Annotated in this window: 21 protein-coding genes; 10 read left to right on the top strand and 11 right to left on the bottom strand. The window is 75.1% G+C overall.

Translation table 11 applies throughout. From position 1 onward, the window contains the following. Positions 1-14 precede the first annotated feature (14 nt). Complete coding sequence (locus ABTY56_RS01455; RefSeq protein ID WP_350625295.1) at positions 15-1004, bottom strand: polysaccharide deacetylase family protein; 990 nt, start codon at positions 1002-1004, stop codon at positions 15-17. 228 nt (positions 1005-1232) lie between these two features. Between ABTY56_RS01455 and ABTY56_RS01450 the strand changes: the two genes are divergently transcribed. Next, complete coding sequence (locus ABTY56_RS01450) at positions 1233-1760, top strand: GNAT family N-acetyltransferase (protein ID WP_350625293.1); 528 nt, start codon at positions 1233-1235, stop codon at positions 1758-1760. An 89-nt stretch (positions 1761-1849) separates the two neighbouring features. Here ABTY56_RS01450 and ABTY56_RS01445 read toward each other — a convergent pair whose 3' ends face one another. Beyond that, positions 1850-2782: a carbohydrate kinase family protein gene (locus ABTY56_RS01445; RefSeq protein ID WP_350625291.1), complete on the bottom strand. Its 933-nt coding sequence runs from the start codon at positions 2780-2782 to the stop codon at positions 1850-1852. 321 nt (positions 2783-3103) lie between these two features. Here ABTY56_RS01445 and ABTY56_RS01440 point away from each other — a divergent pair, with 321 nt between their 5' ends. The 3 genes from ABTY56_RS01440 (at position 3104) to ABTY56_RS01430 (ending at position 5743) form a co-directional block, all read left to right on the top strand. Beyond that, positions 3104-4693 (top strand): M1 family metallopeptidase, encoded by a 1590-nt coding sequence (locus tag ABTY56_RS01440; protein WP_350625289.1) that lies wholly within the window; start codon positions 3104-3106, stop codon positions 4691-4693. Positions 4694-4984: 291 nt separating this feature from the next. Then, a complete protein-coding gene (locus ABTY56_RS01435; protein WP_350625287.1) occupies positions 4985-5413 on the top strand; it encodes a hypothetical protein in 429 nt (142 codons plus the stop codon). A gap of 93 nt (positions 5414-5506) precedes the next feature. After that, positions 5507-5743, top strand: coding sequence for a hypothetical protein (locus ABTY56_RS01430; protein ID WP_350625285.1), 237 nt, complete (start codon positions 5507-5509; stop codon positions 5741-5743). Positions 5744-5794: 51 nt separating this feature from the next. On the opposite strand, the gene ABTY56_RS01425 is transcribed toward ABTY56_RS01430, so the two are convergent. From ABTY56_RS01425 to ABTY56_RS01415, 3 genes are all read right to left on the bottom strand, one after another. Continuing rightward, complete coding sequence (locus ABTY56_RS01425) at positions 5795-7423, bottom strand: sigma-70 family RNA polymerase sigma factor (protein WP_350625283.1); 1629 nt, start codon at positions 7421-7423, stop codon at positions 5795-5797. A gap of 303 nt (positions 7424-7726) precedes the next feature. Then, positions 7727-8728 carry a CAP domain-containing protein gene (locus ABTY56_RS01420; protein WP_350625281.1) on the bottom strand — a complete coding sequence of 334 codons (1002 nt, stop codon included), beginning with the start codon at positions 8726-8728 and terminating at the stop codon, positions 7727-7729. 115 nt (positions 8729-8843) lie between these two features. After that, positions 8844-9323, bottom strand: coding sequence for a GNAT family N-acetyltransferase (locus ABTY56_RS01415; protein WP_350625279.1), 480 nt, complete (start codon positions 9321-9323; stop codon positions 8844-8846). A gap of 374 nt (positions 9324-9697) precedes the next feature. Between ABTY56_RS01415 and ABTY56_RS01410 the strand changes: the two genes are divergently transcribed. The 5 genes from ABTY56_RS01410 (at position 9698) to ABTY56_RS01390 (ending at position 13858) form a co-directional block, all read left to right on the top strand. Further along, the gene (locus tag ABTY56_RS01410; RefSeq protein ID WP_350625278.1) at positions 9698-11272 is read left to right on the top strand and encodes an ATP-dependent DNA ligase; all 1575 of its coding nucleotides are present in this window, start codon (positions 9698-9700) and stop codon (positions 11270-11272) included. Between the two features lie 215 nt (positions 11273-11487). After that, on the top strand, positions 11488-11727 hold the full coding sequence (locus tag ABTY56_RS01405; protein WP_350625276.1) for a ferredoxin: 240 nt from the start codon (positions 11488-11490) through the stop codon (positions 11725-11727). Between the two features lie 96 nt (positions 11728-11823). Next, positions 11824-13080: a cytochrome P450 gene (locus ABTY56_RS01400; protein WP_502893003.1), complete on the top strand. Its 1257-nt coding sequence runs from the start codon at positions 11824-11826 to the stop codon at positions 13078-13080. 177 nt (positions 13081-13257) lie between these two features. Continuing rightward, positions 13258-13413: a hypothetical protein gene (locus ABTY56_RS01395; protein ID WP_350625274.1), complete on the top strand. Its 156-nt coding sequence runs from the start codon at positions 13258-13260 to the stop codon at positions 13411-13413. A gap of 106 nt (positions 13414-13519) precedes the next feature. Next, positions 13520-13858, top strand: coding sequence for a hypothetical protein (locus tag ABTY56_RS01390; protein WP_350625272.1), 339 nt, complete (start codon positions 13520-13522; stop codon positions 13856-13858). A gap of 61 nt (positions 13859-13919) precedes the next feature. Here the strand turns inward: ABTY56_RS01390 and ABTY56_RS01385 are convergent, their stop codons facing one another. The 4 genes from ABTY56_RS01385 to ABTY56_RS01370 all read right to left on the bottom strand — a co-directional run bounded on the left by ABTY56_RS01385 (position 13920) and on the right by ABTY56_RS01370 (position 15991). After that, positions 13920-14906, bottom strand: a complete 987-nt coding sequence (locus ABTY56_RS01385) for a hypothetical protein (protein WP_350625270.1) — start codon at positions 14904-14906, stop codon at positions 13920-13922. A 29-nt stretch (positions 14907-14935) separates the two neighbouring features. Next, positions 14936-15238 carry a DUF427 domain-containing protein gene (locus ABTY56_RS01380; RefSeq protein ID WP_350625268.1) on the bottom strand — a complete coding sequence of 101 codons (303 nt, stop codon included), beginning with the start codon at positions 15236-15238 and terminating at the stop codon, positions 14936-14938. 127 nt (positions 15239-15365) lie between these two features. Then, positions 15366-15602, bottom strand: coding sequence for a DUF6296 family protein (locus ABTY56_RS01375; RefSeq protein WP_350625266.1), 237 nt, complete (start codon positions 15600-15602; stop codon positions 15366-15368). A 149-nt stretch (positions 15603-15751) separates the two neighbouring features. Then, a complete protein-coding gene (locus ABTY56_RS01370) occupies positions 15752-15991 on the bottom strand; it encodes a DUF2277 domain-containing protein (RefSeq protein WP_350625264.1) in 240 nt (79 codons plus the stop codon). 153 nt (positions 15992-16144) lie between these two features. On the opposite strand from ABTY56_RS01370, the gene ABTY56_RS01365 reads away from it, so the two are divergent. Further along, positions 16145-17359: an MFS transporter gene (locus ABTY56_RS01365; protein WP_350625262.1), complete on the top strand. Its 1215-nt coding sequence runs from the start codon at positions 16145-16147 to the stop codon at positions 17357-17359. Between the two features lie 34 nt (positions 17360-17393). On the opposite strand, the gene ABTY56_RS01360 is transcribed toward ABTY56_RS01365, so the two are convergent. Next, on the bottom strand, positions 17394-17921 hold the full coding sequence (locus ABTY56_RS01360; RefSeq protein WP_350625260.1) for a gamma carbonic anhydrase family protein: 528 nt from the start codon (positions 17919-17921) through the stop codon (positions 17394-17396). 57 nt (positions 17922-17978) lie between these two features. Continuing rightward, a complete protein-coding gene (locus tag ABTY56_RS01355; protein ID WP_350625258.1) occupies positions 17979-19298 on the bottom strand; it encodes a serine hydrolase domain-containing protein in 1320 nt (439 codons plus the stop codon). Positions 19299-19545 lie beyond the last annotated feature (247 nt).

The raw sequence follows: 19545 nt of genomic DNA, 5'->3' as shown, positions 1-19545 counted from the left end.
CGCCCCCGGGGTGCCTACAGGTAGTCGTCCAGGCGGCCCAGCGAGAAGCCGGCCGCGGTGACGTCGTTGACGACCTTGCGCAGCAGGTCCGGCATGGTCGCCTTCCAGATGTCGGTGCCCCGGAAGTGGGTGAGGATGATGTCGCCCGGGTGCAGCGCACGGTCGTCGTAACGCCACTCCATGTGGTCCGGGAAGGCCTCCTCGTTCCACATGGGCACCGCCTGCACCCCGCAGGATGCCGCCGCGCGCAGCGTGTCGTCGTTGTACTCGCCGTACGGCGGCCGGAACAGCCGGGGGCGGACACCGATCTGCTGCTCCAGCTGGTCCTGCTGGTTGCAGATCTCCTGGCGCTGGGTCTCGTAGTCCAGGACCTTCAGGTTGCGGTGGTTGATCGTGTGGTTGTTGATCTCCACGCCCTGGGCGTGCAGGTCCCGGAAGTAGCCGTAGTTCTCGCGGGCGAGGTAGTCGGACACGAAGGCACTGATCGGGACCCCCAGCTCCTCGGCCATCCGGGAGAACGCGGGGTCCTTCTCCGCGCCGTCGTCGACGGTCAGGAAGACCACCTTGTCGTCGGTCGGCACCCGGTAGACCACCGGCGGGCGGTCCTCCGCGAGCTTGACGCCCTGGACGGGGGTGAGCCGGGCCCTGGTCGCCGGACGCGGCGGGGCCTTCAGCGGCGAGCGCTCCAGACCCCAGCGCTGCGCGGTCTCCAGCGCGGTCCGGGCGGCCGCCTCCTGGCGGGCCACCGCCTCGCTGCCGGCCTCCTCCTCCTGGCGGGCCAGGCCGGGCAGCACCGGCGGCGCCGCCGGCGGGCGGGCCGCGCCGCGGCCGACGGCCTCGGCGGCGGGTGCCGGCTCGGCCTTGGCCGCATCCGCCTTGGCCGGGGCGGCCTTCGGCCCGGCGGGCCCGGCCGGACCGGCGCAGCCGGCGATGACGGCGCCGAGGCAGACGGTGGCCAGCAGGCCGGTCCGCACTGCGCTCCGGCTCTTCTGACTCCCCCTCAAACCCCCATTATTCTGACAATCTGATGGTCTATCCATAGCTGCACTGCTCCCCCACCGCGCACCCCCGCCAATCCCCTCATCACCCGTGCGGGGCAACGGCGCGCCGGACGCCTTGCCGTTCCTTTGCCGTCCACCCGCGCCCGCAGACCGTCCCGCAGGCCCGGCGGGCCCTCCGGGGCCCCGGAAAACCGATTGCGACGGCGGCGACACGGAGCGGATCATGCGCGCATGACGAACACCGCGCCCCTCCGCTCCGACCTCTGGGCCGTCACCACGGCCGACGTGACCACTCCCGAGGCCCTGGAGCTGCTGCGCGAGTACTACTACGACGTGGCAAACCGCTACTACCGCCTGCACCTCGGACAGGAGGGCACCCCGGAGGAGTTGGAGTCAGGCCTGGCCGACTCCCCGAGTGACGACCTCGTCGCGCCCGACGGCGTTTTCCTGCTCGGCCGCCACGACGGCGTCGCCCACTCCTGCGCCGGCCTGCGGCGCCTCGACGCCACCACCGTCGAGCTGACCCGCGTCTACGTCCGCCCCGGCCTGCGCGGCACCGGCGGCGGCGCCCGCCTGCTCGCCGCCGTCGACGAGGCCGCCCGCTCCCTCGGCGCCGACCGGATCGTGCTCGACACCCGCCGCGACCTGGTCGAGGCCTGCGCGCTCTACCTCCGGCACGGATACCGGGAGATCCCCGCCTACAACAGCAGCCGGTACGCCGAGGTCTGGTACGCCAAGGAGCTCACCGTCCGCGTGTAGCAGCGGTGTTGAGCAGGGGTGTTGAGCAGCGACGGGAGCAGCCCGACGAGGCCGGCCGCCCCGGCGGCGGTCGCCGGAGCGGTCCGGGTCTACACCGCGCCGACCTCCGAGGCCGGCTCCGGCCCCTCCGCCAGGGCGGCCGCCAGCTCGGCCGCCGAGGGCGGGGCGGCGCCCGGGCGGGAGACGGTCAGGGCAGCGGCCGTCACCGCGTGGGTCAGGCAGGCCGGCAGGTCGGCGCCGCTCGCCCGGGCGTGCAGGAAGGCGGCCATGAAGGAGTCCCCGGCGCCGACGGTGTCCGCGACCGGTACCGGGACGGCCGCCGCCTCGGCCCGGACGCCCTCGGCGGTGCGGGCGAACGCGCCGTCGGCGCCCAGCGTCACCGCCACCACGGAGGGGCCGAGGGCCAGCCAGCGCTCCGCGACCGCCTCGGGCCGCTCGCCCGGGTAGAGCCAGGCCAGGTCCTCGTCGCTCGCCTTGACCAGGTCGCTCAGCGCCACGCAGCGCTCGACCCGCCGGACGGCCTCGGCCCGCCCGCCCATCAGCGCGGGCCGCACATTGGGGTCGTAGCTGATCTGCGTCCGCCCCCGCCACCGTTCCACCAGGGCCAGCACGGCGGCCGCACCCGGCTCGGTGACGGCGCCGATCGAGCCCAGGTGGATCGCGGCGGGGGTCTGCGCGAGGTCGGTCCGCACCGGCTCGACCGACGGCAGTGTCCAGCCGATGTCGAAGGTGTACCGGGCCCGGCCCTGACCGTCCAGCCGCACCACGGCCGAGGGTGTCCGCGCCACCTCGGCGGCCCGCACCCGCACGCCCGCCGACTCCAGGTGCGCCCGGATCAGCCGACCGTTGGCGTCCGGCCCCAGCTCGGTGAGCAGCGTGGCCGGGCGGCCCAGCCGCGCCAGGCCGTACGCGACGTTGGCGGGACTGCCGCCGGGGTGCACCCGGTCCGGGGCGCCGTCCGTGCGGACGACGTCCGCGACGCACTCACCGATCACCAGGACGCGGGAGGCTGGACTGGTCACGGCGGCTCCTGGCATCCGGTACGGGGCGTCGTCTCGCCCGCCAGCCTACGGGGTGCGCCAGGGCATGGAAGTACGGCCGCCGGACCTGGCCAGGAGTTCCGACGGCCGTGGCCCCGTCCGTCAGGGGACGAAGCACTCCCGACGTTAGACGGCCCCCGGGGGCCCCGCCATCACGGTGGGCCGTCCGGGGGACGACGGCGTGTCGTCGGATCTCACGGATTCGCACCCCCGCCGGCCCGGCGGTCCACTAGCATCCGTCCGCGGTTCTCCTGTCCCGGCGGCCTCCGTGCCCGCTCCGTTCGCGAAGTGCGGTGACCCCCCTTGTCCAAGCCCCGTGCCGGCCTCGCCCTGTCGCTCGTGCTCAGCGCGGCGCTGCTGTCCGCGAGCGTCCCGTCGGCCGGTGCGGCCGGGCTGGGCGATCCGGTCTTCCCCTCGCTCGGCAACACCGGGTACCGGGCGCTCGCGTACGACCTGGCCTTCGACTACCGGGCCGACACCCGCACCGTGGAGGGCACCGCCGTGATCACCGTCCGGCCCGAGCGCACCCTCGCCCACCTGGAGCTGGACGCACTCGGACTGGCCGTGCACGCCGTCCGGGTCGGTGACCGGCCGGCGGACTTCGCGACGCACGACGAGAAGCTGACCGTCACCCCGACCGGGCCGTTCCGACCGGGCGCCACCACCGAGTTGACGGTCGAGTACACCGTCGACCCGCGGGCCGCGCTGCCGCACACCGGCTGGGTCCCCACCCCGGACGGGTTCGCGGTGGCCGGCCAGCCGCAGAGCGCGCACACCGTGTTCCCCTGCAACGACCACCCGAGCGACAAGGCCCGGTTCGCCATCGCGGTCACCGCGCCGGACGCTCTCCTGGGCGTCGCCAACGGCGAGTTGACGCGGACCGAGCCGCACGCCGACGGCCGGACCACCCGTCGGTACGTCTCGCGCGAGCCGATGGCCACCGAGCTGGTCCAGGTCTCGGTCGGCCACTACACCGTCCGCGAGCGCACCGGCCCGCACGGCCTGCCGCTGCGCGACGTCGTCCCGACCGCCCGGGCCGCCGAGCTGGAGCCCGCGCTGGCCCTGACCGCCGACCAACTCGCCTGGGCGGAGGCGCACCTGGGCCGCTTCCCGTTCGAGGCCTACGGCATCCTGCCGGTCGACACGGACGCACCGGACGCCTTCGCCTTCACCGGCCTGGAGACCCAGACCCTCACCCTCTACAAGCCGAACTTCCTGCGCCGACCGGAGGCGGAGATCGGCCCGCACATGATGCACGAGCTGGTGCACTCCTGGTTCGGCGACAGCGTCTCCCCGGCCAGGTGGTCCGACCTCTGGCTGAACGAGGGCCACGCCGACTTCTACGGCCTGCTGTACCGCTACGACCGCGGCTGGCCGGACGACCGGGGCCACACCACGCTGGACGACCGGATGCGCGACGTCTACGGCCTCGGCGACCGGTCGCGGCACGACTCCGGGCCGGTCGCGTCCCCGACCGCCGCGAACCTCTTCGACGGCCAGCGCTACACGGGCGGCGCGCTGGTGCTGTTCGCGCTGCGCGAGAAGGTCGGCGCGGACACCTTCGACCGGATCGAGCGCACCTTCCTGCGGGAGCACCGGTACGGGAACGCGACCACCGCGGACTACGTGCGCACGGCCTCCGCGGTGTCCGGGGAGGACCTGGGCGGGTTCCTCGGCGACTGGCTGTACGGGCTGCGCACGCCGCCGATGCCGGGGCACCCGGACTGGACGGTGCTCCCGGCGGGGAAGGCTCCCGGCGCCGCCGCGGCCACGGGGGTTGCGGGCGGCGCGGGGGCTGCGGGCAGCGCCGTTCGGGAGGGCGGTGCCCTTCGGGAGGGCGGTGCCGGGGTGGCGGGCGGGACCGGGGTGGCCCGGGGCTCGGGGACACTCTGACGGCGCCGCTGGGGCCGCTGTTGCACGCCCCGGCGCGCCGGTGTGCGTCCGGCCGCCGCGTGCGCGCCGCTGACCGGCAGGGGCGGGTGGGGCCATGGTGGTTCCCACGGCCCGCCCGCCGCCCGGCCTGAGTCCCGGTCGGCGCGCGGGCCGTCCAGCTTTCGCGCGTGCCCACCCGCGCTCCCGATCGCGCTCCCCTTCGGGCTCCCGCTCGGGCCGGATGTCAGTGGCCGGTGCTAGCGTTCCCTGCACGATCGAGAAACGGTCGGGGAACGAACGGGGGGATTTCTCATGGGTGTTGAGCTGCGGGAGTTCGGGGTCGAGGTCTACGACCGCTGGACGGCTCTGTGGAACGGCGAGTTGGGGCTGGCCGAGAAGATCATGGCGCCCGATTTCACCCTGCGGTACACGCAGGCGGGCTCGGAGGCGTTCGACGAGGTGCGGACGCCGGCGGGGCTGGCCGAGGTGATCCGGCAGTGGCACGCCAAGCGGTCGGAGCTGCGGTTCGCGGCCGAGGGCATCGCGGTGGTGGATCTGGAGTCGGTCGACGGGGCGGTGTCGGGGCTGGTGGCCCGGCCGTACCTGGCGAGCTTCTCGGACGGCGAGGGTGGCGTGGTGGCGCGCAGCGGGACGGACATCCTGCGGCTCGACGGCGGGCTGATAGCCGAGGTGTGGTCGGTCTCCTCCGGTTCCAGCGGGCGGACGTTCTACCGGGCCTGACACTCCGTCGGCACGCGCGGTCGGAGGGAGTCGCGGGGCGGCCCGGGCGGGCCGCCCCCGTAACCCTTCCGGCGCAGCGTCGTTGGACCGGCCATGAAGAAGCGCAGCATGCTCGCCGTCGCCTCGCTCGCCGTGGGTGTCGTGGCCTCCCTCACCGCGCCGAGTGCGCACGCCAGCGCCGTGGGCGGTCAGGAGGGTCTGCCCGGGCCGCTGAGCAGCGCGCCCGAGGTGGTGCCCGGCCAGGTCGGCGACGCGGGAGGTGTCGTCGGGCACGCCACGGGCTTCGTGACCGGGTCGGCGGACGGACTGGTCGGGGTCACCCCCGCCTAGTCACGCCCGTCCGCCTGCCGCCTGCCCCTGTGTCAGGGCTGTCGCGTCCGGTCAGGACAGCGGGGCTCCGAGGTCCTGGGTCCAGTAGGTGGTGCCGGTCGGGCTGGTGGCCAGGCCGACGCCGACGTCCTTGAAGCCGCAGTCGAGCATGTTCGACTGGTGGATGCCGCCGTCCATCCAGTGGGCGACGACCGTGGCCGGGGCGGTCGGTCCCCGGTCGAGGTTCTCGCCCCACTGGGACCAGCGGTAGCCGGCGGCGGTGATCCGGGTGTCGGCGCGCACGCCGTCCGGGTTCACGTGGTCGAAGAAGCCGCGGGCGGCCATGTCCTCCGAGTGCTTCTGCGCGGCGGAGTGCAGCCGGGGGTCGATCCGCAGCGGGGCACAACCCACCTTGGCGCGTTCGGCGTTGACCAGGTCGACCAGCTGGCGTTCCGGGCCGGCCACCGGCGCGGGGGCGACCGTACGCGTCGGGGTCGGCGTCGGGGTGGGTGTGGGCGTCGCGGTCGGGGTCTCCGTGGGCGTCGGGGTCGGCACCGGCGTCGGGGCGACCGCCACGGGCGCGGCGGCGACGCTCGGGGCTTCCTGGGCCGTGTCCTGGGCGGCCGCCGGAGCGGTCGGCTCCGGGGCGGTCGCCAGCGGGGGCTCGGTGTGCTGCGGCCAGACCAGCGCGAGGGTGGTCACGGCCACCGCCGCGGCCGCGCCGCTCGCCAGGACGGCCTTCCGGGCGGCGGTGCCGGCCCAGCCGCCGTGCCCGCCGGCACCGGCGTGCGCCCCTGCTCCCGTACCGGACCCGGCGCCCGAGCCCGAGCCCAGGCCAGCGCCCGACGCGGCGCCCGAGCCGGCTCCGCCGGCGGCGGTCTGGGCGGCGACGGCGGCCGCGGTGTGCTGGAAGTGGAGCAGGAGCGGCGAGCCGTGCGGGATCGGCACCAGGGCGAGGCCGGCCAGCAGTCCCTCGGCGGGGAAGAGGTCGCGGCCGAGGCCGTCGCAGCCCGCGCAGCTGCGGATGTGACGGGCGATGCGCTTGCGCCAGACCGAGTTCGGGGTGCCGTCGAATCCGGCGGTGAGTTCGGTCAGGTCGGGGCAGCGGGGGTAGGCGCTGAGGGCGCGGACGACCACCCGGCCGGCTTCCAGCTGCTTCTTCATCCGCTGGACGCGGACGGCGGTGTGCGCCGGGCTCAGGTCGAGGGCCTCGGCGAGCTCGGCACGGGTGAGGTCGCCCGCGGCCTCCAGCCACCACAGGGAGAGCAGTTCGCGGTCGTCGGGGTCGAGCCAGCGGGTCGCTTCGGCGACCTCGCGGCGCTGGCCGGAGAGGCCGAGCCGCAGGATGGTCAGGTCGGTGAAGTCGGCCCTGGGGTCGGCGACCTCCCAGGTCTCGTCCAGCCCGCCGACGGCCTGCTGCAGACCCGCGGCGTGACGGCGGCGGACCTGGTTCATGGTGATGGCGACCAGCCAGGAGCGGAACGAGTCCGGGTCGCGGAGCCCGTCCAGGCCGTCCAGGGCCCGGATCATGGTCTCCTGTGCGACGTCGTCGACGTCGGCGTGGCCGCCGAGGGCGCGTCCGGCCACGTTGTAGACGAGCGGCAGCCAGGTGGCGACCAGCGCCTCCTGGGCCTGCCGGTCGCCGGCCTGCGCCGCGAGCACCAGGGTGCTCCCGGTCCTGTTCTGCACATCAGCGTTCATGGTCCGCACTCCGTCTTGCCGTGTTTCCGTCCGCCGCTGCCTCCTCGGAGACCTGTGGGGAGTGATCAGATAACAACAATGTGCGCGGAATCGGAAAATCGGCCCGGCCCGGAAGCGGATCGGGCCGGAACGGAGTGTCGTCGGATCGGCTCGGTGGTGTCCGATCGGTTCGTGGTCGGTTTCGTGGTCGGGTTCGGCTTCCGTGGTCGGGGGCGGGTTCGGCTTCCGTGGTCGGGGCTGGGGCTGGGGGTAGGGACCGGGCACCGGGGGTCGAGGGTCTGCGCCGGCGGCCGGTCAGGCCGGTCAGGCCGGTGCGGCGAACACCTGGGTCCACCACGGACCACCGGAGCCGGTCCGCACGCCCACGCCGAGCTGCTTGAACGCGCAGTTCAGGATGTTGGCGCGGTGGCCCGGGCTGTTCATCCAGGCGTCCATCACGGCAGCCGGGTCCTTCTGGCCGCGGGCGATGTTCTCTCCCCAGGTGCTCCAGCGGTAGCCGGTGGCCTCGATCCGGTGGTCGGCGTGGTAGCCCTCGGGGCTCGCGTGATCGAAGTAGTTGCGGTTGGCCATGTCGTCGCTGTGCGACTGGGCCGCGGTGGCCAGCTTGGGATCGGCGGTGACCGGCCCGCAACCGGCCTTGGCACGCTCGGCGTTGACCAGGTCCACGACGGCCTGGGCGTCGGAGGGGGCCGCGCCGCCGCCGACCGGGGTGGCCGGTCCGGTCGCGGTCCGCTGGGCGGCGGCCGCCCCGGCGGGGGCGGCGGTCCGGGTCGCGCTCGCGGTCGCCTTGGCCGCGGTCGCGGTCGGGGTCGGGGTGGCGGTGGCCGTGGGGGTGGCCGTCGGGGTGGCGGTGGCGGTGGCGGTCGCGGTCGGCGTGGCCGGGTCGCTCGGGGTGGCCGCCGGACCGGTCGCGGCCGGGCCGGACGGCGACACCGGGGTGGCACCGTTCGCTCCCCCGGCGCCGGGGACCTGGATCCCCTCGTGCGTGCCGATCTCGGCGGCGATCAGCGCGTCGGCGGACATCGCCTGGCCCATGACGTCCCGGTCGGCCTGCTTGCCGCCGTACGCGGCGTAGCCGGCACCGGCCAGCGCTGCGATCAGCCCCGTACCGGCGACGGCCGCGACCACCGCGGTGACCGGCACGAACCCGCCGCGCCGACCCCGTCGGCCCCGGCCGACGTGCCGCTGGGCGGCCCGCCGCGCGGCCCGGCCACCGGTCCGGCCCCGGCTGCCGCCCGCGCCGCCGTCGCTGCCGCGGTCACCACCGGTCGCCGGGAGGATGGTCGTCCTGTCGTCGCTGTTCACGTGGTCACGCTTCCTGTTCCGGGTCGGCTGGTCGGGTGTCGACACCTGGGAGACCTCCGGGCGGCGTGCCGATAACAGAAAGTCCGAACGAATGTCCGGCGACCCGGTCACCATCTCAGCGCATCGGGGTGTCCGGGGCCATGTCGTAGGTGAGGAACTGGGTCCGAACGGCGACCTGGTCGTACTTGCCGCGGGCCCGGTAGTTGGTCTCGGAGGTGATCCAGCGGACGGTGTTCCAGCCGCGCTCGGCGGCGATCTCGCGCAGCCGGGCCAGCAGCAGGTCCACCGCCCCGCCGCCCCGGACGTCCGGCGCGACGAAGAGGTCGTCCAGGAAGCAGCCGACGGCCCCGTGCAGCGGACGGACGAACGGCCGGTAGTGGGCGAGCCCGACCGGCCTCCCGTCACCGTCCCGCACCAGCAGCCCGTCCAGCTCGTGGTCCTTGTCGGTGAGCCAGGACCACACCAGCTCGGCCTTCTCCTCGGGACACGGCACCCGGTAGAACTCGCAGTACCCGCGGAAGAGTTCGCGCCAGGCGGCGAACTCGTCGGCCTCGGGCGCGTCGACGCTCCAGCGGACGGTGGGGGTGTCGCTCATTCCGGTCTCCTCGGAGGTCATGGCGGCTCGCGGGCCCAGCATGACGCCCCGTCGACCCGCACCCGAGCTCCACCCCGGCCAAGATCGCCGAGCCGGCACTCCACTCCGGCACTTGGGGATGCGGAACGCACCGGCCGACCCCACGGGCCGACCCCACGGGCCGACGCCACGGGCCGACGCCACGGGCAGGCCGCCACCCGTCGGGGGCGGCGACCGCGGGTGCTCACCGGCTGAGCCGGGTACGGCCGGCCTGGCTGAACGGCGCGCCGATACGGCCTGGAGGGTCGTGCCGGGCTGCGGCGGGGCCGACGGCGGCCGGGGCGGCAGGCGCCGCGTCCGCAGGGCTGCTGAGGCGCGGGCCGCCCGGGGCGCGGATGCTGGGTGGAGGAGGTGGTGGTGTGGCGGGGTTGCGGCGGTTGGCGGAGGTGTCGCGGGCGGTGGCCGCGGAGCCGGGGCGGCGGGCGAAGACGGGGTTGCTGGCCGGGTGTCTGCGGGAGTTGGGGCCGGTGGAGGCGCCGGCGGCGGTGGCCTTGTTGTCCGGGGAGTCGCAGCGGCTGCGGACCGGGGTCGGGCCGGCGGCGCTGCGCGGGTTGCCGGAGCCGGCCGGGGACGCGTCGCTCGGGGTGCGGGAGGTGGAGCGGGAGCTGGAGCGGATCGCGGGGGTGCACGGCGCAGGGGCGCAGTCGGAGCGGCGACGGCTGTTGCACGGGTTGTTCGGGCGGGCGACCGGGGAGGAGCAGGCGTTCCTGCGGGCGGTGCTGGTCGGTGACCTGCGGCAGGGCGCGCTGGACGCGGTGGTCGGGGACGCCGTGGCGCGGGCGGCGGAGGTGCCGTCGGCGGCGGTGCGGCGGGCGCTGATGTTCCGGGGTTCGGCCCGGGCGGTGGCGGAGGCGGCGCTGACCGGCGGGGAGGCCGCGCTGACGGCGTTCCGGCTGGAGGTGGGACGGGCGGTGCGGCCGATGCTGGCCGCTTCCGCGCCGGACGTCGCCTCGGCGCTGGAGCGCACCGGTCCGGCCGCGCTGGAGTGGAAGCTGGACGGGATCAGGGTGCAGGTGCACCGGGACGGTGACGAGGTCGCGGTGTTCACCCGCAGCCTCGACGACATCACCGCGCGCGTCCCCGAGGTGGCGCAGGCCGCGCTGGCGCTGCCGCTGCGCTCGGCGGTGCTGGACGGCGAGGCGATCGCGCTCGGCGCGGACGGGCGGCCGCGCCCGTTCCAGGAGACCGCCGCGCGCACCGCGGCCCGGCGGGACCCGGAGCGGCTGCGCGTCGAAGTCCCGCTCAGCGTGTTCTTCTTCGACCTGCTGCACCGGGACGGTGCGGACCTGGTGGACCGTCCGGGCCGGGAGCGCTGGGCGGCGCTGGCCGAGGCGGTGCCGACGGACCTGCGGGTGGCGCGCACCGAGACCGGGGACCGCGAGCGGGCGCTGGCCTTCTTCCGGGACACGCTGGCCCTCGGCCACGAGGGCGTGCTGGTCAAGGACCCGGCGGCGCCGTACGCGGCCGGGCGCCGCGGCATCGGCTGGATCAAGGTGAAGCCCCGGCACACCCTCGACCTGGTGGTGCTGGCCGCCGAGTGGGGCAGCGGGCGGCGTCGCGGGTTCCTCAGCAACCTGCACCTGGGCGCCCGGGCGGCGGGTGAGCCGGGGCTCGGCCCGTGGGTGATGCTCGGCAAGACCTTCAAGGGCCTCACCGACGAGATGCTCGCCCGGCAGACCGCCGAGCTGCTCGCCCGGGAGACCGAGCGGGACGCCTGGACGGTGCGGGTCCGTCCGGAGCTGGTGGTCGAGATCGCCTTCGACGGTCTGCAGCGCAGCCCCCGCTACCCCGCCGGCCTCGCCCTGCGGTTCGCCCGGGTGTTGCGCTACCGGCCGGACAAGGACGCCACGGAGGCCGACACCGTCGCGACCGTGCGGGAGATCGCCACCGCCGAGGGGCTGTCGTCGTGAACTCGCCCTCGGAACGGCGGAACCACGACTTGTCGGGGTGACGTCAATTCAAACCTGTTGCGCCGCACGGGTGTTCCTACCGGGGCCGAATCGGCCATTCTCAAGGATCCCGCCACCACCCCCTCCGTGGACGGAGCAGTGGCGGTTAGGTTGGCAATGACAACGAGAGGCGGCCGCCGGGCAGCCGGCGGCGCACTGGCGAAAGGTGCCCGACCATGCGGGTGAACGTCGACCGGGACCGCTGCTGCAGCTCCGGGATGTGCGTCGTGAACGTTCCCGAGGTGTTCGACCAGGACGACCAGGACAGCCTGGTGAGACTCCGTCAAACCGACTTCCGGCCCGAGCAGTTCGCCGATCTGCGACTGGCCGCCCAGCTCTGCCCGGGCGGCGCGATCACCGTGACCGAGGACGAAACCGCCGCGACCGAGGACGAACCCGCCGCGGCCGGCGACTGACCGCCCCCACCGCGGCCCACCCCCACCACGACCACCGCGACGGGCGGGTCCGCCGTCGAGTTGCACCGGAGAACACCCACGCAAGGAGACCCCACCTTGACGAGCACTCCCACCACCGGCATCCCCACCCCCACCCCCACCCCCACGACCACCGGTACCGCCACCGTCCGGATCCCGGCACCGCACTCGGCCGGCTGCCCCTTCGGCCCGCCCCCCGCGTACACCGAGGCCGCCGCCACCGCCGCCGTCACCCGCGCCGACCTGCCCGGGGGCGAGTCCTGCTGGCTGGCCACCGGCTACGCCGAGGTCCGCACCGTGCTGTCCGACCGGCGGTTCAGCGCGGACGTGCGCCACCCGAACTTCCCGGCCCTGGTCCCCGGCGTCCGGGAGATCATCGCCGAGAACCCGAGCTTCCTGCGGCTGGACGACCCCGAGCACGCCCGGCTGCGCCGGATGGTCACCGGGGACTTCCTGGTCAAGCGGGTCGAGGCGATGCGCCCGGCCGTCCAGCGGATCGTGGACGAGGCGCTGGACCGGATGACCCTCGGCCGCACCGAGGCCGACCTGGTCGCCGACTTCGCCCTGCCCGTCCCCTCCCTGGTGATCTGCCTGCTGCTCGGAGTCCCCTACGAGGAGCGCGAGTTCTTCCAGGGCATCAGCCGGACCCTGCTCAGCAGCAACAGCACCCCGGAGAAGCTCTCCGAGGCCCAGGACGAGTTGCTGGAGTACCTGAGCGCGCTGGCGGCCCGCAAGCGGGAGCGGCCGGAGGACGACATCCTCAGCCGGCTCGCCGTCCGGGACGACCTGACCCCGCGCGACGTCGCGAGCACCGGTCTGCTGCTGCTGATCGCCGGGCACGAGACCACCGCGAACATGATCTCGCTGTCCACCGCGCTGCTGCTGGACCGGCCCGACCAGGTCGCCAGGCTGGCCGACCCGGCCGCGGTGCCCGGCGCCGTGGAGGAACTGCTGCGCCTCCTCACCATCGTGCACACCGGGCTGCCCCGGGTGGCCCTGGAGGACGTGCGGCTCGGCGGTACGACGATCAGGGCCGGCGAGGGTGTGATCGCGATGGTCTCCACTGCCAACCGGGACGACACGGTGTTCGGCGACGCCGACCGGCGGCCCGCCGACGAGCTGGACCTGGACCGGGACGCCCGGCGGCACATGGCCTTCGGCTTCGGCGTGCACCAGTGCCTCGGCCAGCCGTTGGCCCGCGCCGAGCTGCAGATCGCCCTGGCCACCCTGTTCCGGCGGCTGCCCGGCCTGCGGCTGGCGGTGCCGCGCGGCGAGCTGGCGTTCCGCACCGAGTCGTTCATCCACGGCATGCGGTCGCTGCCCGTGACCTGGTGACCGCACCCGGTCGGGACCCGGGCCCGCGACGCCCCGGCCTCCGGTTCGCCGGTCATCCGGCTGGACCCAGCGCCGGGGCGGGGGCAGGCTGGAAGGGCGAAAGAGAACCCGGCCCGGCCGCGCCCGCGGCTCGGCGTTCCCGGACCGGCCGAGGAGACGGAGCCCACGATGACCGACATGAGCGAACGGTCCGAGGTGAGCACCGACCGTGACGAGGATGTCCGTGCTGCGGACCCCGAGGAGGGCATCACCTCGATGCAGAACCTGCACGCGCAGGACACCTCGCAGGCGGAAGGCGACGCCATGCTGGACGAACCCGGACGGATCGACTGACCGTCCGCCGCCGTACCGACTCGACCGCCCGGTGGGACCGGGCGGTCGCCGCGACCGCAGGTGTCGCTGCCCGGGTGGCGACTCACCGGCGGGGGAGGATAGGCGCATGACCGAACACGACCAAGGCAATCGGCAGGCCCGGCCGCCCGCGGACCCGCGCGCGTCGTGGGCGACCTGGACCACCCAGTCGATCATCAGCGGCCCCGGAGGGGTCACCACCTCCGAGGTCGGCCCGATCTCCGGCGACCTCACCGTGCACACCACCTGGGTGGACGGCGAGGCGCGGCTGACCGTCCAGTACACCGGCGCGCTGGACTGGTACACGGTGTCCGGCAGTCCGGTGCCGGCAGCCGACGAGACCACCGCCCGGGCGATCCACCAGGCGATGGTGAACGGCGTCAAGACGGGCCGGGGCGCGGGGGCCCCACCGCCGCCGACGTCCTGACCACGGCAGACGTCCTGACCGCAGGCGTCCTGACCACGGGGGCGCCGGGGGTTTCCGAACCCTACGGCGCCTCCTCGCCCTCCGGCGCCGCGGTGCCCTTCGCCGAGGTCCCGTTCCCCGTGGTGCCCTTCACCGCCCCGCCCTTCACCGCTCTGCCCTTCACCGCCTTGCCCTTCACCGCCCTGCCCTTGACCGTCGTCCCCTGCACCGCCGGCGCGGCCGCGGTCCAGTAGGCCCGGTCGGCCGGCCGGCGGGCGCGCAGGTCCGCCCGGACCTCGCCGGCCAGCCGACGGGTCTCACGCCGGTTCATGGTGGCGCCGATGCCCGCGCCGACCAGCAGCGGGGTCATCGCGGGCAGGTGGCGCAGCGAGCTGCGGGTGAGCCGTCGGCGCACCTGCTGGCGGACCTCCGCGCCGATCGCCAGCGCGGCGAAGCCGGCGGGCCGGACCAGTAGCGTCGCGTCGATCCCCCGGCGGTTGGCCCAGGCCCCGAGGTACGCCCCGGCCCGCTGGCTGACCGTGCCCTGCGCCGGCGCACCGTAGACCTCGTGCAGCTCGGCGATCAGCTTGATCTCCACCGCCGCCACCGCCAGCGTCTCGGCCGCGATCTCCACCGGCATCGCGGGCGGCACCGGCATCATCGCCGCCGCGCCGACGCCCGCGCCGAGCGCGCCGGAGGCCCGGACGGCTCCGGCGACCAGTCGGTCGGCCAGCTCCTCGGGGAAGGTCGCGCCCGGGTGCTGCGCCCGCAGGGTGGCGAGGTCGCGCACCGGGATCCGCGGGGCGGCCTGCAGCAGCTGCTCGGTGAGGGCCTTGCCGCCGTACGCCGCCCTCCGGGCCGCGCCCCGGGCGGCCCGCCCGCCGGTGCCGAGCAGCCGGGCGGTGTGCGCCACCACGGCCCGGCCCCGGCCGCGCTGCCGCGCCTGGTACGCGGCGGCCGGCTCCTCGCCGACCGGCTGCTCGGCCTCCTCGACCAGTTCGGCGAGCTGTTCGGCCAGGTCCGGCTCGGGGGTCGGCCGGGAACGGCCCGGCCTGCGGAAGACTGCCATGGGATTCAGGTACCCGCGTGGCCCGGGGGCTAGTCGGCGGCGGCCGCCGACTCGGTGATCTCGACCCCGCGCCAGAACGCCACCCGGCCGCGCACGTGCTCGGCCCCGGGCGTCGGATCGGTGTAGAACCACGCCGCGTCGGGGTTGGTCCGCCCCTCCACGTCGAGGGTGTAGTAGCCGGCGGTGCCCTTCCAGCCGCACACCGTGGTGGTCCCGGAGGGCCGCAGGTACTCCGTGCGGACCGACTCGACCGGGAAGTAGTGGTTGCCCTCGACGACGACGGTGTCCTCGCTCTCGGCGATGACGATGCCCTGCCAACTCGCTGTGGTCATGGGGTGATTGTGCCCGACGGGCGATCGCTCCGGGCGGCGATCCGGGCAGCCCGGCCGGTCCGGGGCCGGACGGTCGGACGAGGCCGGACGGTCGGACGAGGCCGGACGGTCAGGGGAGGCCGGACGGTCAGGGGAGCGGATGGGCGTGGACCGGCAGGTGCGGGCTCTGGTGGCCTCCGCTGGCGAGCATCCGCACCTCGCCCGAGTCACTGATCTCGGCCCGGACGATGCCGCTCTCGTCCTCGTACACCGGGTGCCCGCCCGGGCCGGTCGCGCTGGTCCGGGTGACCACCACGACGTCCTGCGGGGCCTGGGTGCCGGGGGTGCCGGGGAACGTGAGGGCGTAACGCTTGTCGGGGTTCATCACCTGATCCTGCTCCCTGTCGGCGTTCGTCCGCGGACGTCCGCTCCGATCCACGGACGGCGGTTGCGATCCACGGCAGTCGTGATCCACGGCGGTCGACGGTGATCCACCGCGGTCCACCGCGGTCCGGTCCGGCCGCTGCGGCCCGGTCACCCGGCGGCGGCCACGACGGACCGGGTGTGCGAGCCGCGGACCTCCAGCTCGGCGAGCAGCCGGGCGGTGGCCTCCGTGACCGCGTCCACGGCCCGGTCGAACGCCTCCCGGTTGTGCGCGGCCGGGGCGCGGAAGCCGGAAACCTTCCGGACGTACTGCAGCGCGGCGGCGTGGAAGTCGTCCTCCCCGGCGTCGGGCGTCACCGGCGGTCGCAGCGTCTTGATGTTGCGGCACATGCACCCAGTCTCGCGCGCGCGGGCCCCGCTGGCGACTTCCTCTCGTCACACACGCCTCATGAGGGCGTCATCCGGCCGGATTAGGATGCCGGACGAACGAATTCGCCCGCCGCGCGCTCCCCCGGTCGTCGGCATCACCCCGGAGTCACCCCCTTGCCTCTCGCGCTGCTCGCGCTGGCCGTCACCGCGTTCGCCATCGGCACCACCGAATTCGCCGCCATGGGGCTGCTCCCCCAAGTCGCCGACAGCCTCCACGTCTCGATCCCGCAGGCGGGCTGGCTGATCTCGGCGTACGCGCTGGGGGTGGTGGTCGGCGCGCCGCTGCTCACCGCGCTGGCGGCCGGCCGGCCGCGCAAGGCGGTGCTGGTGGCCCTGGCCGGGCTGTTCGCCACCGGCAACCTGCTGTGCGCGCTCGCACCCGACTTCTGGACGCTGGCCGCCGCGCGGCTGGTCACCGGGCTGCCGCACGGGGCGTTCTTCGGTGCGGGCGCGGTGGCCGCCGCCGAGCTGGTGGCACCCGACCGGCGGGCCCGTGCGGTGGCGGTGATGTTCTCGGGGCTGACCGTGGCCAACATCGTCGGCGTCCCCGCCGCGACCCTGCTCGGGCAGCACCTGGGCTGGCGGGCGACCATGCTGGTGGTCGTGCTGATCGCCGCCGCCGGGACGCTCGCCATCGCCAGGCTGGTGCCCGCGCTGCCCTCCCCCGGCCAGTCCGGGCTCCGGCACGAACTGCAGGCCTTCCGCAGCGGGCAGCTGTGGCTGGCGCTGGCCACCGTGGTGTTCGGCTGCGGCGGCTTCTTCGCCTGCTACAGCTACATCGCGCCGCTGCTCACCGAGGTCTCCGGGTACGCCACCGGGTCCGTGACCCTGGTGCTGGCGCTGTTCGGGGTCGGGATGACGATCGGCAACGTGCTCGGCGGGTTCGCCGCCGACCGGGCCCTGCGGCCGACGGTCTGCGCGGCGTTCGTACTGCTCTCCGCCACCCTGGCGCTGTTCGCGGTGACCGCGCACGCCCGGTGGTCGGCGGCCGTGACCGTGGTGCTGATCGGGCTGTTCGGCTTCGCGATCGTGCCGGCGGTGCAGACCCTGGTGCTGCAGAAGGCGCGCAGTGCGCCGACGCTGGCCTCGGCGACCGTGCAGGGCGCCTTCAATCTGGCCAACGCCCAGGGCGCCTACTTCGGCGGGCTGGCGCTGGACGCCGGGCTCGGCTGGACCTCGCCGACGCTGGTGGGCGCGGGCCTGGCCGCCTCGGGCGCGCTGGTCGCGGTGCTCGCCTGGGCGGCCGACCGGCGGCGGCCCGCGAGCCCGGCCGGGCTCGCGGTCACCGAGCCGGCCGCCGCCGCCCGTGTCGGGGTGACCCGCGGCTGACGGGACGACCGGTGTCCGGTGGAACGACGGGCCCTCAGCGGGCCCCGATCTCCCGGTGGGCCCCGGCGAGCAGCCGGTAGCCCTCACCGTTGGCCTTGATGCCCGTCCGCTCCTCCTCGCTCAGCTCCCGGCGGACCTTCGCCGGGACGCCCGCGACCAGCGAGCCGGGCGGGACGACCATGCCCTGCGGCACGACCGCGCCGGCCGCGACCAGCGAACCGGCGCCGATCCGGGCGCCGTTCAGCACGGTGGCGTTCATGCCCACCAGGACGTCGTCCTCGACGATGCAGCCGTGCAGCACCGCGTTGTGGCCGACCGAGATCCGCTCGCCGACCACCAGCGGGAAGCCGGGATCGGCGTGCAGGGTGCAGTTGTCCTGGATGTTGCTGCCCGCGCCGACGCTGATGGACTCGGCGTCGCCGCGCAGCACCGCGCCGTACCAGACGCTCGCGCCCGCACCCACCGTCACGTCCCCGACCACGACGGCGTTCGGTGCGACGAAGGCGCTCGGGTCGACGGCGGGCACCCTGCCCCCGACTGCGGCGATCAGCGGCTCTGCCATGTCTCGTCCTCCTGGTGACGGTCGGCCGTGGTGTCGCCGGTCAGCGTAGGGGGTCGGTCACGGCGCCGGGAGGGCGAGGTCGGGTGCGGTTACGGGTGCGGGTGCGGCCGTTCCGGTCTGCGGGCCGCACAGGGCGGTCGTGATCACCTTCTGCCACGCGGCGTCGGCGGTGTCCCGGTCCGGGATGTCGTAGACGGTGGTGCTCGCGGCGAACTGGCGCTTGCCGTCCGCCGAACCCAGCATCATCGTGACGTAGCCGGGGAAGCCGCCGGCGTGACCCCAGAAGGTGCCGCAGGGGGTGTCCACCCGCTGCAGGCCGAGACCGTAGGACCGGCCGTCGCCGTGGTCGGTGGTCTGCTGCATGGCGGCGAGTTCGGCCGGGCGCAGCAGGCGGCCGCCGAGCAGGGCCTTGAGGAAGGTGGTCAGGTCGGCGGTGGTGGAGATGCCGGCGCCGGAGGACCCCGCCGGCGTGGGGTTGAGCGGGGTGAGGTCGACCGGTCCGGTGTCCGTCCTGTCGTAGCCGTGCGCGTGGGGGCCCGGGATGACGGGCGAGTCGCCGGGCATCCAGGTGTCGGCGAGGCCCAGCGGACGGATGATCCTGCGGGTCACCTCCTCGTTCCAGGAGCGGCCGGTGAGCGTCTCGATGATCATGCCGACCAGGACGTAGTCGGTGTCGGAGTACTGCCGGTCCGCGCCGGGCGGGAAGGCGGGCGGATAACGGTGGGAGATGTCGACCAGGTCCCGGAGGGCGTAGTGCTTGAAGCGGCCGCCGTCGAGCCACTCCGGCCGCCGGTGGTCGAAGGCCGGGTCCCGGGTGTAGTCGGCGACGCCGCTGGTGTGGTCGAGCAGCTGCCGGACGGTGATCTCCGTGCTGTTCGGGACGATGCCGGGCAGCAGGCACTCCAGCCGGTCGTCGAGGTCCAGCCGGTGCTCGCCGACCAGCTGGAGCAGCACGGTGGCGACGAAGGTCTCGGTGGCGCTGCCGATCCGGAAGGCCCCGCGGGGGTCGGCGGGTTCGCCGGTGGCGAGGTCGGCGACGCCGGTGGCGTTGCGCCACACCAGCCGGCCGTCCTCGCGGACGGCGGCGAGGGCCGAGGTGGCGTAGCCGGGGTCGGTCATCCCGGCGAGGGCCGCGTCGGCGGCCTGCCAGTCGGTCCCGCGTTCGGGGGTGTCGGCGGTGGCGGGGCGGACGGCGATCCGGCCGTGGGCGTCGCCGCAGCCGGCGGCGGTCGGGCGGCCGGCGGGCCGGGCCACGGCGGCCGGGGCGAGCGCGGCGAGCAGGCCCAGGCCGACGGCGGCGACGACGACGGCGCGCAGGACCGGGCGGTGGCGCCCGGTCGTCGGAGCGGTTCTGACGGCTGTCGGGGCGGCGGTCATGCCGGTCTCCCTGCTCTGGGTCACGGGAGTGGTCAACCTGGCTGTGGTCCCGTGTTCCTGACACCGTGCCAGGGATCGCGCAGGCCGTCGTCGGGCCACGGGGCGGAGACCGACCCGGAACGGACCCGGAGCCGGACCCCGAGACGTCTCGGCCCGCCGGAACCGCCGGAACCACCGGGACCACCGGAACCGCCGGAACCTCCGAACCGTACGACGTGATCATCGTCGGCACCGGGCTGTCCGGCAC

This window comes from Kitasatospora sp. NPDC097691 (genome assembly GCF_040302665.1).
GTDB lineage: Bacteria > Actinomycetota > Actinomycetes > Streptomycetales > Streptomycetaceae > Kitasatospora.
Note: the sequence above shows the minus strand (reverse complement) of the source record. Positions and strands in the feature narration are given on the sequence as shown.

Bases quoted from the DNA above. Each gene is read 5' to 3' on its own strand.
- ABTY56_RS01390 (WP_350625272.1), top strand. From the start codon at position 13,520: ATGACCGAACACGACCAAGGCAATCGGCAGGCCCGGCCGCCCGCGGAC.
- ABTY56_RS01375 (WP_350625266.1), bottom strand. From the start codon at position 15,602: ATGAACCCCGACAAGCGTTACGCCCTCACGTTCCCCGGCACCCCCGGC.
- ABTY56_RS01450 (WP_350625293.1), top strand. From the start codon at position 1,233: ATGACGAACACCGCGCCCCTCCGCTCCGACCTCTGGGCCGTCACCACG.
- ABTY56_RS01425 (WP_350625283.1), bottom strand. From the start codon at position 7,423: ATGAACGCTGATGTGCAGAACAGGACCGGGAGCACCCTGGTGCTCGCG.
- ABTY56_RS01385 (WP_350625270.1), bottom strand. From the start codon at position 14,906: ATGGCAGTCTTCCGCAGGCCGGGCCGTTCCCGGCCGACCCCCGAGCCG.
- ABTY56_RS01380 (WP_350625268.1), bottom strand. From the start codon at position 15,238: ATGACCACAGCGAGTTGGCAGGGCATCGTCATCGCCGAGAGCGAGGAC.
- ABTY56_RS01355 (WP_350625258.1), bottom strand. From the start codon at position 19,298: ATGACCGCCGCCCCGACAGCCGTCAGAACCGCTCCGACGACCGGGCGC.
- ABTY56_RS01430 (WP_350625285.1), top strand. From the start codon at position 5,507: ATGAAGAAGCGCAGCATGCTCGCCGTCGCCTCGCTCGCCGTGGGTGTC.
- ABTY56_RS01405 (WP_350625276.1), top strand. From the start codon at position 11,488: ATGCGGGTGAACGTCGACCGGGACCGCTGCTGCAGCTCCGGGATGTGC.
- ABTY56_RS01415 (WP_350625279.1), bottom strand. From the start codon at position 9,323: ATGAGCGACACCCCCACCGTCCGCTGGAGCGTCGACGCGCCCGAGGCC.
- ABTY56_RS01395 (WP_350625274.1), top strand. From the start codon at position 13,258: ATGAGCGAACGGTCCGAGGTGAGCACCGACCGTGACGAGGATGTCCGT.
- ABTY56_RS01360 (WP_350625260.1), bottom strand. From the start codon at position 17,921: ATGGCAGAGCCGCTGATCGCCGCAGTCGGGGGCAGGGTGCCCGCCGTC.
- ABTY56_RS01435 (WP_350625287.1), top strand. From the start codon at position 4,985: ATGGGTGTTGAGCTGCGGGAGTTCGGGGTCGAGGTCTACGACCGCTGG.
- ABTY56_RS01370 (WP_350625264.1), bottom strand. From the start codon at position 15,991: ATGTGCCGCAACATCAAGACGCTGCGACCGCCGGTGACGCCCGACGCC.
- ABTY56_RS01410 (WP_350625278.1), top strand. From the start codon at position 9,698: ATGCTGGGTGGAGGAGGTGGTGGTGTGGCGGGGTTGCGGCGGTTGGCG.